The sequence below is a fragment of the Pseudomonas sp. PK-RTE-24 genome (assembly GCF_054052265.1).
Genome location: NZ_CM133224.1, coordinates 2,878,236 through 2,893,561 on the forward strand (window position 1 = coordinate 2,878,236; position 15,326 = coordinate 2,893,561).

General features: G+C 60.4%; 12 protein-coding genes. 6 read left to right on the forward strand and 6 right to left on the reverse strand.

Features of this window, described 5'->3' with window-relative positions; genetic code table 11:
* The first annotated feature begins 228 nt into the window (after nucleotides 1–228).
* Nucleotides 229–1,659, forward strand: coding sequence for an exodeoxyribonuclease I (gene sbcB, locus ACV8MC_RS12885; RefSeq protein ID WP_095181461.1), 1,431 nt, complete (start codon nucleotides 229–231; stop codon nucleotides 1,657–1,659).
* Between the two features lie 98 nt (nucleotides 1,660–1,757).
* Here the strand turns inward: sbcB and mvaT are convergent, their stop codons facing one another.
* On the reverse strand, nucleotides 1,758–2,135 hold the full coding sequence (gene mvaT / locus ACV8MC_RS12890) for a histone-like nucleoid-structuring protein MvaT (protein WP_016773476.1): 378 nt from the start codon (nucleotides 2,133–2,135) through the stop codon (nucleotides 1,758–1,760).
* A gap of 337 nt (nucleotides 2,136–2,472) precedes the next feature.
* Here mvaT and purU point away from each other — a divergent pair, with 337 nt between their 5' ends.
* Together purU and ACV8MC_RS12900 are read left to right on the forward strand one after the other, a co-directional pair.
* On the forward strand, nucleotides 2,473–3,321 hold the full coding sequence (gene purU, locus ACV8MC_RS12895) for a formyltetrahydrofolate deformylase (RefSeq protein WP_041479808.1): 849 nt from the start codon (nucleotides 2,473–2,475) through the stop codon (nucleotides 3,319–3,321).
* 81 nt (nucleotides 3,322–3,402) lie between these two features.
* Nucleotides 3,403–3,579: a hypothetical protein gene (locus ACV8MC_RS12900; protein ID WP_016773478.1), complete on the forward strand. Its 177-nt coding sequence runs from the start codon at nucleotides 3,403–3,405 to the stop codon at nucleotides 3,577–3,579.
* Here the strand turns inward: ACV8MC_RS12900 and ACV8MC_RS12905 are convergent.
* The 4 genes from ACV8MC_RS12905 to ACV8MC_RS12920 all read right to left on the reverse strand — a co-directional run bounded on the left by ACV8MC_RS12905 (nucleotide 3,563) and on the right by ACV8MC_RS12920 (nucleotide 8,518).
* On the reverse strand, nucleotides 3,563–4,561 hold the full coding sequence (locus ACV8MC_RS12905) for a lysylphosphatidylglycerol synthase transmembrane domain-containing protein (RefSeq protein ID WP_457265488.1): 999 nt from the start codon (nucleotides 4,559–4,561) through the stop codon (nucleotides 3,563–3,565). The two genes, ACV8MC_RS12900 and ACV8MC_RS12905, sit on opposite strands and share 17 nt — an antisense overlap.
* Nucleotides 4,558–5,328 (reverse strand): DUF2334 domain-containing protein, encoded by a 771-nt coding sequence (locus ACV8MC_RS12910; RefSeq protein ID WP_457265490.1) that lies wholly within the window; start codon nucleotides 5,326–5,328, stop codon nucleotides 4,558–4,560. The genes ACV8MC_RS12905 and ACV8MC_RS12910 overlap by 4 nt, the downstream gene beginning before the upstream one ends.
* Nucleotides 5,321–6,412: a glycosyltransferase family 4 protein gene (locus ACV8MC_RS12915; RefSeq protein WP_457265555.1), complete on the reverse strand. Its 1,092-nt coding sequence runs from the start codon at nucleotides 6,410–6,412 to the stop codon at nucleotides 5,321–5,323. The genes ACV8MC_RS12910 and ACV8MC_RS12915 overlap by 8 nt, the downstream gene beginning before the upstream one ends.
* Nucleotides 6,413–6,628: 216 nt before the next feature.
* Nucleotides 6,629–8,518: a methyl-accepting chemotaxis protein gene (locus ACV8MC_RS12920; protein ID WP_457265492.1), complete on the reverse strand. Its 1,890-nt coding sequence runs from the start codon at nucleotides 8,516–8,518 to the stop codon at nucleotides 6,629–6,631.
* A gap of 186 nt (nucleotides 8,519–8,704) precedes the next feature.
* Between ACV8MC_RS12920 and ACV8MC_RS12925 the strand changes: the two genes are divergently transcribed.
* The gene (locus ACV8MC_RS12925) at nucleotides 8,705–10,192 is read left to right on the forward strand and encodes a helicase HerA-like domain-containing protein (RefSeq protein ID WP_252868164.1); all 1,488 of its coding nucleotides are present in this window, start codon (nucleotides 8,705–8,707) and stop codon (nucleotides 10,190–10,192) included.
* A 133-nt stretch (nucleotides 10,193–10,325) separates the two neighbouring features.
* Here the strand turns inward: ACV8MC_RS12925 and ACV8MC_RS12930 are convergent, their stop codons facing one another.
* Nucleotides 10,326–10,781 carry a DUF721 domain-containing protein gene (locus ACV8MC_RS12930; protein WP_041479804.1) on the reverse strand — a complete coding sequence of 152 codons (456 nt, stop codon included), beginning with the start codon at nucleotides 10,779–10,781 and terminating at the stop codon, nucleotides 10,326–10,328.
* Nucleotides 10,782–11,090: 309 nt separating this feature from the next.
* Between ACV8MC_RS12930 and secA the strand changes: the two genes are divergently transcribed.
* Together secA and argJ are read left to right on the forward strand one after the other, a co-directional pair.
* Entirely contained in the window at nucleotides 11,091–13,832 is a 2,742-nt protein-coding gene (gene secA, locus ACV8MC_RS12935) for a preprotein translocase subunit SecA (protein WP_038861039.1), read from the forward strand.
* 122 nt (nucleotides 13,833–13,954) lie between these two features.
* Nucleotides 13,955–15,172, forward strand: a complete 1,218-nt coding sequence (gene argJ / locus ACV8MC_RS12940) for a bifunctional glutamate N-acetyltransferase/amino-acid acetyltransferase ArgJ (protein ID WP_041479803.1) — start codon at nucleotides 13,955–13,957, stop codon at nucleotides 15,170–15,172.
* Nucleotides 15,173–15,326: the final 154 nt, after the last annotated feature.

The window sequence follows — 15,326 nt, forward strand, 5'->3', positions numbered from 1 at the left end:
CTGATGCTAGCAGCCTCTCGGGTGTGGGAGCGAGCCTGCTCGCGAATGTGGTGGATCAGTCAGCCTATGTGCAACTGACGGAAAGCCTTCGCGAGCAGGCTCGCTCCCACAAGGGCAATGCATTCCAGTTGTAGGAATCTGGAGAAATTGCTGTTCGAGGGCGACCAGGCTGGCCGTGGCAACCCTGAAACGCCTAGACTTCGCCGATCTTCTGTTCAGGATTCGCCCGTGACTTCAATCTTCTGGTACGACTACGAAACCACTGGCATCAATCCGCGCAACGACCGACCGCTGCAGGTGGCCGGGATTCGCACCGACCATGCGCTCAACGAAATCGACGAGCCGGTCAATCTCTATTGCCAGCCCAGCGAGGACATCCTGCCGCACCCGGCGGCGTGCGCGATCACCGGCATCACCCCGGGCCAGCTCGCTGAAAAAGGCCTGAGCGAAGCCGACTTCATGACTCGCGTACATGCGCAACTGGCCGCACCGGGGACCTGTGGCGCCGGTTACAACACCTTGCGTTTCGACGACGAAATGACCCGCTACAGCCTGTATCGCAATTTCTTCGACCCCTATGCCCGTGAATGGCAGGGTGGCAACAGTCGCTGGGATCTGATTGATGTGGTGCGCGCCGCTTACGCATTGCGCCCCGATGGTCTGGTCTGGCCGACCGATGATGAAGGCCGCGTGACCCTCAAGCTCGAACGCCTGACGGCGGCCAACAATATCGATCACGGCCATGCCCACGAGGCGCTATCGGATGTGCGCGCCACCATCGCGTTGGCGCGGCTGATTCGCGAGAAACAACCCAAGCTCTACGAGTGGCTGTTCCAGTTGCGTAGCAAACAGAAGGTGATGGATCAGATCCGCCTGTTGCAGCCACTGGTGCATGTGTCCGGGCGATTCTCGGCGGCGCGCAGTTATGTCGGCGTGGTGTTGCCGCTGGCCTGGCACCCGAAGAATCGCAACGCCTTGATCGTCTGTGATCTGCATCTTGATCCGCAGGGGTTGCTGGACCTTGATGCGCAAGCCCTGCGTCAGCGTCTTTATACCCGTCGCGATGAGTTGGCCGAAGGTGAGTTACCGGTACCGCTCAAGCTGATTCATATCAATCGTTGCCCGGTAGTGGCGCCGTTGGCGGTATTGCGCGAGCAAGACCAGCAGCGCCTTGGGCTGGACATGGCGCTTTATCATGAGCGGGCAGTGCGACTAACTGACGCACAACAAGTCTGGAAAGATAAAGTCGCGGCGATTTATGCCAGCGAAGACTTCGTTCCCAGCGAAGATCCCGAGCAGCAGTTGTACGATGGATTTATCGGTGATCGTGATCGTCGTTTATGCGAACAAGTTCGAACGGCGGATCCTGCGCAGTTGGCGCAAGAGCAGTGGCCTTTCGATGATGAACGTTTGCCTGAATTACTTTTTCGATATCGAGCACGCAACTTTCCGGACACCCTGGATGTGGCCGAGCAAGAGCGCTGGAAATTATTTTGTCAGCAACGCCTGACGCAACCAGAGGCAGGTGCGCCGAATACCGTGCAGTCATTTATCGAGGCGGCAGAGCAATGGTCGCTTAGTGCGTCACCGATGCAGCGAGAGGTGCTCAATGACTGGCAGAATTATGTCCAGGCATTACGCAAACGTTTGAATCTGTGAAATCGAACATGCCCGGACAATAAATTACGGGCATAAAAAAACGCCAGCGCTAGCTGGCGTTCTTTTGTTCGCGGATCGCTCTGCGAAGGCGTTGCGGCTTAGCCCAGCAGGGTCGCCCAGCCTTCAACCACGTCGCCGCCCCACTTGGCTTTCCACTCTTTCAGAGTCTTGTGGTTGCCACCTTTGGTTTCGATGACTTCACCGTTGTGCGGGTTTTTGTATTGCTTAACTTTGCGTGCACGCTTGGTGCCGGTAGTTTTCACTGCGCCGCCACGTGGAGCCTTGGATTTGGCTTCTGGATCCAGCAGCGCGATGATGTCACGCAGGGACTTGGAGTATTCACCCATCAGCGTGCGCAGTTTGCCTTCGAATTCCAGTTCGGCTTGCAGTTTGTCGTCTTCGGACAGGTTCTTCAGACGGGCTTGCAGCTCTTTGATGGCTTCTTCGGTGGCGCGATATTCGTTGATCAAGGACATGAGTACTACCTTTTGTAGAATGCTGAATGACAGGGGACAGTGCCGCAATAATAGTCAGGCTGTTTCATCAAGTAAACATTTAGATCGGCTTTTTATTTAAATGAGTTACAGGAATTAGCCGCGCTTTGAATGTTCCGTTAAATAATGTGATGCAGTCAGCACAGATATTTACAGTTGTCTGACAAAAGCCTCGCTAAAGCGTCACGGTCTTGACGGAAGACCTGCGCCAAAAAGCCGTTTGACCATGCTTTGTCCCACCCGGCGCGTATGCGTACTGCAGTTTTCCTGCGCAGTCGCTAGAATGGCGGCCTTTGTGAAGTTCTGGAGTTTCCCCCTCATGCGCACTTTTCGGCTGGTGATCTCTTGCCCGGACCGCGTTGGCATCGTTGCCAAAGTCAGTAATTTTCTGGCCTCTCATAATGGCTGGATCACCGAAGCGAGCCACCACTCTGACAATCAAGTGGGCTGGTTCTTCATGCGTCACGAAATCCGTGCCGATTCCCTGCCGTTCGGTATTGAAGAGTTGCGCGAGAAGTTCGCGCCGATCGCCGAAGAGTTCTCGATGGACTGGCGCATCACCGACACCGAACAGAAAAAACGCGTGGTGCTGATGGCCAGCCGCGAATCCCACTGCCTGGCCGACCTGCTGCACCGCTGGCACAGCGATGAACTGGATTGCGAAATCGCCTGCGTGATCTCCAACCATGACGACCTGCGCAGCATGGTCGAGTGGCACGGCATCCCTTACTACCACGTGCCGGTCAATCCGCAGGACAAGCAGCCAGCATTCGACGAAGTATCGCGGCTGGTCAAACAGCACGACGCCGAAGTGGTGGTGCTGGCGCGCTACATGCAGATCCTGCCGCCGGACATGTGCCGCGAATACGCGCACAAAGTCATCAATATTCACCACAGCTTCCTGCCATCGTTCGTCGGCGCCAAGCCGTATCATCAGGCGTCGCTGCGTGGTGTGAAGCTGATCGGCGCGACCTGCCACTATGTCACTGAAGAGCTGGACGCCGGCCCGATCATCGAGCAGGACGTGGTGCGTGTCAGCCACAGCGACAGCATCGAAGACATGGTGCGCTTCGGCCGTGACGTCGAGAAGATGGTGCTGGCCCGTGGTCTGCGTTATCACTTGGAAGACCGCGTGCTGGTGCACGGCAACAAGACAGTCGTGTTCTGATCGAGCACGACACGCTTGAAAAACCAAGGGCCTGGGCGTTGAATCGCTCAGGCCCTTGTCATTTGAGCCCGAGGAAAAGTCATGAGCGATCCACTGGACAAAGCCACTTCCAAAGCGCCCGCCACGCTCGGCGAGGGTTGCCTGAGTCGTTACGACCCGGATGACATGAGCCCGGACGACGGCACCGAATTCCCCGGTGCCGCCGAACTTTGGGAGCAGCTCCAGCAAGAGCAGGACGAACCTAAGAAGCCTGCCTGACGTTCATCAACTTCTTCAGCAACGGCTTGCCCAGCATCAACACGAACACCGGGCCGCCAACCAGCAGATAGAAGTAATACGTCACCACGCGCCAGATCAGGATCGCCGCCGCTGCGGTGGATTTGCCCACCATCGGCGCGAGCAGCGCAGCCGAGGTCAGCTCTGCCGCACCGGCACCGCCGGGTAACAGACTGAACTGGCCGGCGCCAAGCGAGAGCATCTGCACCAGAAAGCTCCACGCCCACTGCAAATCCGCGCCGAGCCCGCGCAGGGCCAGATACAGCACGCTGTAGCGCAGCAGCCAGTGCCCGCAGGTCAGGGCGAACACCTGAACCAGCGTCTGCCAGGGCAGTTTCAAGGTATCGGTAAATGCCGCGAGAAAGTGCAGCAACTTGCGCGCCCAGCGACGGCGAGTACTTGTCGTGATGTTCATCCCCGCCAACAGCCGCCCGCTCAGGCGAATCAACGCTCGGTGATAACGCGCGATCAACACGCAACTCAACAAACCCCCAAACAGCGAAACGGCGCTGACGGTCAGCAGCCACTCGAGGCGATCGCTCAGGTGCTGGAATAGCGCATAGATCAGAATCCCGCTGAGGGCGCAGAGAAAGAACAGCAGATCGCTGAGCTGATCCATGGCAAACACTGCGCTGCCTCGCGCCGGACGCACGCCGCAACGGGCGAGCAGAGCCATGATCGTCAGCGGCCCGCCGCTGCCGCCGGGCGTGGCGCAGTACGCGAACTCGGCCGCCATCACCACGCCGAGGCTTTTCAAGGGCGCGACTTTTTCTCGCTGGTCGCCGAGCAACAAACGCAAGCGCAGCGTATTGATCCCCCAGCAGAGCAGAATCATGCCGAACATGATCAACAGCCAGTTCAGCGGAAAACTGCGCAGGCGCGACCAGGTCTCGCCGCCGCCGAGCAGTACCGGAATCAGCACCGCCGCGAGCAGGCCGATCAGCAACAACAGGCTGCGCTTCATGCTGCGCGTTCCAGTTGTCCGCGCTGTCGGACCAGCCAGTCGATCTTGGTCAGCGGCACGCGTCCCTCCGCCAGCAGGCGTTGCAGCGTGTGCAACCAGTAATCGCGAGAAAAGCGGTGACGCATGTCCACCGGATGCAGGCCCAGACGAATCACCGATGCCTCGCGCCAGCGCTGTTCACGCTGGTCGCTGACGATTTTCGACAAGCCACGACGCCAGGCACTGCGCGCACTCCACACCAGCCCCGGTGCATCTATGGCGCTGAAGTCGGGCAAGCGATAAAGATGCTGCGGATCGCTGGTGTAGCTGAGCGGTAATTCGCGCAAGGCCTGGCGGGTGCCGTCGCTCATCAGCCAGGCCGGGGCGACGAAACCCTGCACCGGCCAGTCGCAGCGCTGAAACATGTCCAGACCTGCGTGCAGGCGGGCAAGGGCAGCTTCGCGGGACAGGCGGTAAAACTCGCCTTCGTGGGTGTAGACCCGGCGCATGAACCAGTCGCGCGGGGTGTTTGGCATGGGTTCCTGATCGTCGTGGTAGTAGCCGTGCAGCGCCAGTTCATCGCCTCGGGCGACCCTGGCATCGAGCACTCGGCGAAACGCCGGGTTGGCGTCAAGCGCATCGTGGCGATGAAAATCCGGCACCACCAGCCAAGTCATTGGTACATCGCCCAAGGCATCGACGGCCTCGACGAAGGGCTGGTAATCCGCCCACGTCGAGGGCGCCACATCATGCAACACCAGACATACGGCTTTCATGTGTTCAACCATTGGCCACCCGTGGCAGCGTATGGCCGAGCACGGCGTGATAGTGGCTGAGCAGACTGTCGACCACGGTGTCCCAGGCGTAATGCCGTTCGACGTGCTGGCGCGCCTGTTGACCGAGGCGGGCGCAGCCGCGACTGAACAGCTCGCGCACGGCATTGGCCATGGCCTGCGGATTATTCGGTGCACAGAGCAGGCCGCAGGAATCGTTGACGATCTCTTCAAACGCCCCGGCCGCCACCGCCACCACGGGAATGCCGCAGGCCATGGCTTCGAGGATGACCAGTCCGAAGGTTTCCTGGTCGCCGGCATGCAGCAGCGCATCGGCGCTGGCCATCAGCCGCGCGACTTTCAGCGCCGGGCAGAATTCGTCGATAACGCTGACGTTGTCCGGCACCGCCGCAGGCATCGACGAGCCGACCAACAACAAGTGATAACGCGGACCAAGGCGCTGCATGCACTTGAGCAGCACCGGCAGGTTTTTCTCCTTGGAACCGCGCCCGGCAAAGATCAGCAGGCGCGTGTCTTCGGCAATGCCCAGCTCGGCCCGCAGGCCAGGGTCGCGGACGTCGGGATGGAAAGTGTGCAGATCCACGCCCAGCGGTTGCACATGGACATTGCGTACACCAAGCCCGATGAGCTTGTCGGCCATGACCTGGCTCGGCGCGAGAACGCGGTCGAAATTGCCGTAGAGACGGGTGACATAGGCTTCGACATTCGGTGTGACCCAATGGCCCATGCGATTGCCCGCCAGCAGCGGCAGATCCGAGTGATAAAAGCCGATCACCGGAACGTCCAGCTGCCGCCGCGCATCCAGCGCTGCCCATGCGGTGAGGTAGGGATCGCCGACTTCGATCAGATCCGGCTGCAGATCCTGCAGGACGTTTCGCCATGGCGCCAGCCGCAGCGGGAAGCGATAGCCTTTGCCAAAGGGCAGGGCGGGCGCTGGAACCGTATAAATGCCGTCATGTTCACCCAGTCGCGCGCCGGGGATCAGCAGGCTGTGGCGAATGGCGTTGCGCTCGCCAAGGCGACGGTGTTTGGCATCCAGATAAGTCCGCACGCCACCGCTGGCCGGGGCGTAGAACATGGTGATGTCGGCGATATGCACGGTGAGCAACCCTCCGCTGTGTTGTTCTCCCTTGATTGACCTTTATCCAGAATAGATGTTCGGTCGGGATTGCGCGGTGGGGTGTCACTCGGGTTTTGTTGAAAGGTAGATATTCGCGAGCAGGCTCGCTCCCACAATGGAATGCATTTTCCCTGTGGGAGCGAGCCTGCTCGCGAAGCGGCCAGTCGTCGCAGCTTAAATCCTGAAGCTGCCAACCAACTGTTTGAGACGCGAAGCCTGCTGCTCCAGATCCGAACAAGCGCGCAACGTCGCTTGCAGGTTCTCCACGCCTTCCTGGTTCAGCGTGTTGATCTCGGTGATATCGACATTGATCGACTCGACCACAGCGGTTTGTTCCTCGGTCGCCGTCGCCACCGACTGGTTCATCCCGTCAATCTCGCCAATGCGCAAGGTCACGCTGTTCAGGCGTTCGCCGGCGAGGTTGGCGATCTCGACGCTGTCCTGGCTGTGGCGCTGGCTGTCGCTCATGGTGCTCACCGATTCCCGGGCGCCGACTTGCAGCTCCTCGATCATGGTCTGCACCTGTTGGGCCGATTCCTGAGTGCGGTGCGCGAGGTTGCGCACTTCGTCGGCCACCACGGCAAAACCACGACCGGCCTCACCGGCGCGCGCCGCTTCGATCGCCGCGTTCAGCGCCAACAGGTTGGTCTGCTGGGAAATGCTGGTGATCACTTCGAGAATCTGGCCGATGTTGACGGTCTTGCTGTTCAGCGACTCGATGTTGGTGCTCGACGCGCTGAGCATGCTCGACAGCTGGTTCATCGCTTTGATGCTGCGCTCCACCACTTGCTGGCCATCTTCGGCCAGACCCCTGGCATCGCTGGCCTGATTCGACGCTTGCGCGGCGTTGCGGGCGATTTCCTGGGCGGCGGCGCCGAGCTGATTGATCGCGGCAGCAACGCTGCTGGTGCGCGAAGCTTGCTGGTCGGAGTTGTACATCGACGAGTTCGACGCAGCGACCACGCGCAGGGCGACCTCGTTGACCTGGCCGGTGGCCGAGGACACTTCGCGGATCGAGCCGTGAATGCGCTCGACGAAGCGGTTGAACGCGGTGCCGAGGATGCCGAATTCATCGTTATTGATGATGTTCAGGCGTTTGGTCAGGTCGCCTTCGCCGTCGGCGATGTCTTCCATGGCGCGGGTCATCACGTGCAGCGGCTGGATCAGCAGGCGGATGAGCATGCCGAGCAGGGCAATGATGATTACCACGGCAATGATGGTTGCGATTACCGCTGAGGTGCGGAATTCGCTGAGCATCGCGTAGGCCTGGTCTTTATCGATCGACAGACCGATGTACCAGTTCACCGACGGCAGGCCTTTGATCGGAGCGAAGGTGACGATGCGGGTTTTGCCGTCGACGCTCACTTCGCTGAAATCGCTGCTGATGCGCGGAGTGTCCTGCGGATAGGCTTCTTTCAGCGATTTCATCACCAAAGCCTTGTCCGGGTGGACGAGGATCTTGCCGTCAGCGCTGATCAGAAACGCATAGCCCATGCCGTCGAAATCCCGCGCGGCGAGGGTGTCGATCAGCGATTGCAGGCTGAGGTCGCCGCCGACCACGCCGACGCTCTGCCCGGCCTTTTTCGACGCGGTGGCGATGGAAATGATCAACTGGCCGGTGGCCGCATCGATGTAGGGTTCGGTCAGGGTCGAGGTGCTGCTGCTTTCGGCACCTTTATACCAAGGGCGTACGCGCGGATCGAAACCGTCCGGCATCTTCACGTCCGGGCGGATGGTGAAGTGGCCAGTGGCATCGCCCAGGTAGGTGGCCATGAACGTCGAGGTCAGGCTTTTCTGTTCCAGCAGGCTGGCGACGGTGGCAGGTTCCGGGTTGATGGCGATGTTCTGCGCGGCGTTCTCGATCAGCAGAATGCGCCCGCTGAGCCAGGTCTGGATGTTGCCGGCGGTGACCTCGCCCATTTCATTGAGGTAGTTGTTCAGATCATCGCGGATCGCATTGCGCTGCAGCCAGTCGTTGTACAACGTGAACGAGGCAAAAGCGGCAATGACGATGAGAGCGGCGGCAAGCAAAATCTTATGGCTGAAGCGCAGGTTTTTGTTCATGGCTTGGGGTTCCGCTAAGGTCTTAATGTCCTGGGCGTGCTTTGATAGAGACGCGCACTATGGGCAAGGTTGAAAAATTGATATTTCCGGCTCTCCTTAGGGAAATGTCCGACCCGGTTTTCTGGCGGGTCTGTCCAATTTATGTATCGGCCATGTGTCATCAAAGATTAACCATTGGGTGAGAAAATGCCTGACTCCTCGCAACTCGTTATCGGCGCTGATCCGGCCGCGCAACCCATCGCTCAGGCCATGCGCCTGGCCAACCGCCACGGCCTGATCGCCGGCGCCACCGGCACCGGTAAAACCGTGACGTTGCAGCGCCTGGCCGAAGCGTTCAGCGACGCCGGTGTGGCAGTGTTCGCTGCCGACATCAAGGGCGACCTGTGCGGCCTCGGTGCTGCCGGCAACCCGCAGGGCAAAGTGGCCGAGCGCATCGCCGGCATGCCCTGGCTCGGTCACACGCCGCAGGCTTATCCCGTGACGCTGTGGGACATCCACGGCGAATCCGGACATCCGCTGCGCACCACGCTGAGCGAAATGGGTCCGCTACTGATCGGCAGCCTGCTCGAGCTGACCGACAGTCAGCAGTCGGCGCTTTACGCGGCCTTCAAGGTGGCGGATCGCGAAGGGCTGTTGCTGCTGGATCTCAAGGATCTGAAAGCGCTGCTCAATCACCTCAAGGACAATCCACAGTTGCTCGGCGAAGACGCCGCGCTGATGACCACCGGTTCCAGCCAGGCGCTGCTGCGCCGGTTGGCGACGCTGGAACAGCAGGGCGCCGAAGCCCTGTTCGGCGAGCCGGCGCTGCAACTCGAAGACATTCTGCAACCGGGCGCCGATGGCCGTGGACGTATCCATCTGCTCGATGCCAGTCGGCTGGTGCACGAGGCGCCGAAGGTTTACGCAACGTTCCTGCTGTGGCTGCTGGCCGAGTTGTTCGAGCAACTGCCCGAGCGCGGCGACGCCGACAAGCCGCTGCTGGCGCTGTTTTTCGACGAGGCGCACTTGCTGTTCGGCGACACGCCCAAAGCTCTGCAAGAACGGCTCGAGCAAGTGGTGCGTTTGATTCGTTCCAAAGGCGTTGGCGTGTATTTCGTCACCCAGTCGCCGGCGGATCTGCCGGATGACGTGCTGGCGCAGTTGGGCTTGCGTATTCAACACGGTCTGCGTGCGTTCACCGCCAAAGAGCAGAAATCCCTGCGCGCCGTGGCGGATGGCTTTCGGCCGAATCCGGCGTTCGACAGTCTGTCGGTACTGACTGAACTGGGGATTGGCGAGGCGTTGGTGGGCACCTTGACCGAGAAGGGCACGCCGGAAATGGTCCAGCGTGTGTTGGTGGCGCCGCCGCAATCGCGGATCGGCCCGCTGACTGAAACCGAGCGCACCGTGCTGATCGCCGGCTCGCCGTTCAAGGGCCGTTATGACAAGCCGATCGATCGCGAGTCGGCCTATGAAATCCTGATGGGACGCAAAGGGCTGGCGCCCGAGGCTGAAACACCAGCGGGCAAACCAGCGGCCGCAGAGCCAAGCCTGGCTGACCGCGCTGGCGAATTCCTCGGCACGGCGGCAGGGCAGGCGCTGAAATCGGCGATGCGCCAGGCGGCCAATAATCTCGGCAAGCAGTTGGTGCGCGGGTTGATGGGCTCTTTATTGGGCGGCAGCAAGCGCCGCTGAATTGAGGAGAATCGGAGATCAATACAGTGGGAGCGAGCCTGCTGGCGAAAGCGCTGTGTCATTCAACATCAATGTCGTCTGACATGGCCTCTTCGCGAGCAGGCTCGCTCCCACATGGCAATGGTGTGCACGGTCAGGTTTTGCTTTTGGCATGCGCCGCCAGCCGCTCCAGCGCCGCGCGCAATCCCGGATCGCTGATCCCGTCGGCCGTCGACTGAATCGTCTCTGCCGCACTGCTCGACAGATCCATGGTGTGCCCAACCGCCCGATGCTGCACGATCGGCGGGCGTACGCTGAATTTGATCCGCGTCAGGTTGGCGAACTCTTCGAACAGTTGCAGTTGCCGTTGCAGGCGTTTCTGCTGATAGCGCAGGCGCGTCGCCCAGTGACCGTCAGTGACCACCAGCGACAGCTCGCCTTCGCGCCATTTGGCCACCCGGCAATGCTCGCGGGCGGCCGGCTGCAACTGGCTTTCGAGCAGGCGCTGCAAATGCTCCAGGCGCTGGGCATGGCCGAGGATGGCTTTGAGCGGTTTGGCTTCGCGTAGCAGAACGGCGGGTGCTCTGGCCGTAAGAGGGCGAAACGCCATGATCGAACACCTGAAAGTCACAGAGGCGCCATGGTAGCAGAAAGCTGCGGAACCTCTGGGCCATTGCTTTTGTCCCTGATTTGCTCATTAAATCAACGCCTGACTTCTTTCCCCCGACGGGTTGAAGTTGAGCAAAACGCCCCTATTTTAAGTGAGCCCCGTCAAAGCGCAGTGCCAGCATCGTGGAACATCGCCACTTTCCTCACCACCGTTTCCGGGTAGAATGCTCGTTCGCATGCGGCCATGAGGGCTGCACGGGCGACTCACGGGGCCGCCCTCCATCCCTTTAGTGTGGAAGATCCTGCCGATATGTTTGCGCCTTTGTTAAAGAAACTTTTTGGAAGCAAGAACGAGCGTGAAGTCAAACGCATGCTCAAGACGGTGCAGCTCGTCAATGCCTTCGAAGAGCAAATGGTGGCCCTTTCGGACGATCAATTGCGCGCCAAGACCGCCGAGTTCAAGGCCCGTATCGCCAAAGGGGAAACCCTCGACAAGCTGTTGCCTGAAGCCTTCGCCGTAGCCCGCGAGGCCGGCAAGCGTGTGATGGGCATGCGCCACTTCGACGTGCAACTCGTCGGCGGCATGACTCTGCACGAAGGCAAGATTGCCGAAATGCGCACCGGTGAGGGCAAGACCCTCGTGGCCACCCTGGGTGTTTACCTCAACGCACTGTCCGGCAAGGGCGTGCACGTTGTGACCGTGAACGACTACCTGGCCCGCCGTGACGCCAACTGGATGCGTCCGCTGTATGAATTCCTCGGCCTGACTGTCGGCGTCGTGACGCCGTTCCAGCCGCCGGAAGAAAAGCGTGCCGCCTACGCCGCCGACATCACCTACGGCACCAACAACGAATTCGGTTTCGACTACCTGCGCGACAACATGGCGTTCAGCATGGATGAAAAATTCCAGCGCGAACTCAACTTTGCCGTGATCGACGAAGTCGACTCCATCCTCATCGACGAAGCGCGTACTCCGCTGATCATTTCCGGTCAGGCCGAGGACAGCTCCAAGCTGTACATGGAGATCAACAAACTGATCCCGCAGCTGGAACTGCATGTCGAGGAAGTCGAAGGCCAGGTCACCAAGGCCGGTCACTACACCGTTGACGAAAAGACCCGTCAGGTCGAACTCAACGAAGCCGGTCACCAGTTCATCGAAGAAATGCTCACCCGCGTCGGCCTGCTGGCCGAAGGCGAGAGCCTGTACTCGGCGCACAACCTTGGCCTGCTGACCCACGTCTACGCCGGTCTGCGTGCGCACAAGCTGTTCAATCGCAACATTGAATACATCGTGCAGGACGGTCAGGTCGTACTGGTCGACGAACACACCGGTCGTACCATGCCGGGTCGTCGTCTGTCCGAAGGCCTGCACCAGGCCATCGAAGCCAAGGAAGGTCTGAACATTCAGGCCGAGAGCCAGACCCTCGCCTCGACCACTTTCCAGAACTACTTCCGTCTGTACACCAAGCTGTCCGGCATGACCGGTACCGCCGACACCGAAGCGTTCGAATTCCACCAGATCTATGGTCTGGAAGTCATGGTCATTCCGCCGAACAAACCGTTGGCGCGTAAAGACTACAACGACCTGGTGTTCCTCACCGCCGAAGAGAAATACGCGGCGATCGTCGCGGACATCAAGGAAAGCATGGCCGCCGGTCGTCCGGTGCTGGTGGGTACCGCGACCATCGAGACGTCTGAGCACATGTCCGAATTGCTCGTCAAAGAAGGCATCGAACACAAGGTTCTCAACGCCAAGTTCCACGAAAAAGAAGCTGAAATCATCGCTCAGGCCGGTCGTCCGGGTGCGCTGACCATCGCCACCAACATGGCCGGTCGTGGTACCGACATCCTGTTGGGCGGCAACTGGGAAGTGGAAGTCGCTTCGCTGGAGAACCCGACTCCTGAGCAGATCGCGCAGATCAAGGCCGACTGGCAGAAGCGTCACCAGCAAGTGCTGGAGTCCGGCGGCTTGCAGGTAATTGCTTCCGAGCGTCACGAATCGCGCCGTATCGACAACCAGCTGCGTGGCCGTGCCGGTCGTCAGGGCGATGCCGGTTCGAGCCGCTTCTACCTGTCGCTGGAAGACAGCCTGATGCGCATCTTCGCCTCCGACCGCGTGAAGAACTTCATGAAAGCCCTGGGCATGCAGCCGGGCGAAGCGATCGAGCACCGTATGGTGACCAACGCGATCGAGAAGGCGCAGCGCAAGGTTGAAGGCCGCAACTTCGACATCCGTAAGCAACTGCTCGAGTTCGACGACGTCAACAACGAACAGCGTAAAGTGATCTATCACATGCGTAACACGTTGCTGGCCGCTGACAACATCGGTGAAACCATCGCCGATTTCCGTCAGGACGTGCTCAACGCTACCGTCAGTGCGCACATTCCGCCGCAATCGCTGCCAGAGCAGTGGGATGTGGCCGGTCTGGAAGCGTCGATCGAAAGCGATTTCGGCGTGAAACTGCCGATCCAGCAATGGCTCGACGAAGACGATCACCTGTACGAAGAAACCCTGCGCGAGAAGCTCATGACCGAGCTGATGGCGGCGTACAACGAGAAAGAAGACCAGGCCGGTGCCGAGGCGCTGCGCTCGTTCGAGAAGCAGATTGTCCTGCGCGTACTCGACGACCTGTGGAAAGATCACCTGTCGACCATGGATCACCTGCGTCACGGCATTCACTTGCGTGGCTATGCGCAGAAGAACCCGAAGCAGGAATACAAGCGCGAGTCGTTCACACTGTTCTCCGAGCTGCTGGATTCGATCAAGCGCGACTCGATCCGCGTGCTCTCGCATGTTCAGGTTCGTCGCGAAGATCCGGAAGCCGAAGAGCAACGTCTGCGTCAGGAGGCCGAAGCACTGGCGGCGCGCATGCAGTTCGAGCACGCCGAAGCGCCTGGCCTGGATCAGCCGGAAGCGCTGGGTGAAGAGGTCGATGTGGCACTGGCCACCGCCGCTGCCCCGGTTCGCAACGAGCAGAAGCTGGGCCGCAACGAACTGTGCTACTGCGGTTCGGGCAAGAAATACAAGCATTGCCACGGGCAGATCCAGTAAAACCCGTTTCAATCGCTGAACACCCCGCGCCGCGACCGGCTCCTGCCGTCGCGGCGTTTTGCCATTTATCCCACCGTCCTTTCCCGTGGCGGTGCTGACATCATTGAGTAAGGAGCGCATTCATGGCTGTTGGTCTTGGTCCTTTGCCAACGTTGCACCCGGTTGCCGGTTTTGAACTCGGTATCGCCTCGGCCGGCATCAAGCGCCCGGGGCGCAAGGATGTGGTAGTGATGCGCTGTGCTGAAGGTTCGACCGTGGCTGGCGTGTTCACCCTGAACGCGTTCTGCGCCGCACCAGTGATCCTGGCGAAAAAGCGCGTGCACAATGCCGTGCGTTACTTGCTGACCAACACGGGCAATGCCAACGCCGGTACCGGCGAGCCTGGCTTGGCGGCTGCCGAGCGCACCACCGCTAAGTTGGCCGAGCTGACCGGCGTCGATGCCAGCCAGATTCTGCCGTATTCCACTGGCGTGATCGGCGAGCCGCTGCCGGTCGAGAAGATCGAAGGCGCACTGCAAGCCGCGCTGGATGATCTGTCGGAGAACAACTGGGAAGCCGCCGCCACCGGGATCATGACCACCGACACGCTGCCGAAGGGCGCCAGCCGCCAGTTCGAGCATGACGGCGTGACCATCACTGTCACCGGCATCAGCAAAGGCGCCGGCATGATTCGCCCGAACATGGCGACCATGCTGGGTTACATCGCCACCGACGCCAAAGTCTCCCGCGAGGTGCTGCACAACCTGATGCTCGACGGCGCCAACAAGTCGTTCAACCGCATCACCATCGACGGCGACACCTCGACCAACGATTGCTGCATGCTGATCGCTACAGGCAAGGCCGCGCTGCCCGAGATCACCCGCGCTGAAGGCGAGCTGTTCGCCAAGCTGAAGCAAGCGGTGTTCGAAGTGTGCATGGATGTCGCCCAGGCCATCGTGCGTGACGGCGAAGGCGCGACCAAATTCGTTACCGTTGAAGTGAATGGCGGCGGCAATCATCAGGAATGCCTGGACGTCGGTTACACCGTGGCCCACTCGCCGCTGATCAAGACCGCGCTGTTCGCCTCTGACCCGAACTGGGGCCGTATCCTCGCTGCCGTGGGCCGTGCCGGCGTGCCGGATCTGGACGTGAGCAAGATCGACGTGTTCCTCGGCGACGTGTGCATCGCCAGCCGTGGCGCCCGCGCCGCGACCTACACTGAAGCCCAGGGCTCGGCGGTGATGCAGCAGGAAGAAATCACCATCCGCATCGAACTGGGCCGCGGCGATTGCAGCGAAACCATCTGGACCACCGACCTGTCGCATGAGTACGTGAAGATCAACGCTGAATACCGTACTTGATTCAAGGTGTGGGAGTGGGCTGCCGGCCTCTTCGCGGGCAAGCCCGCTCCCACAGTGATTGCGGTCGTTCACAAATGCCGTGTACACCACCAAAACCTGTGGGAGCGGGCTTGCCCGCGATGACGGACGACCAGACGCCAGACATTCTGGATTG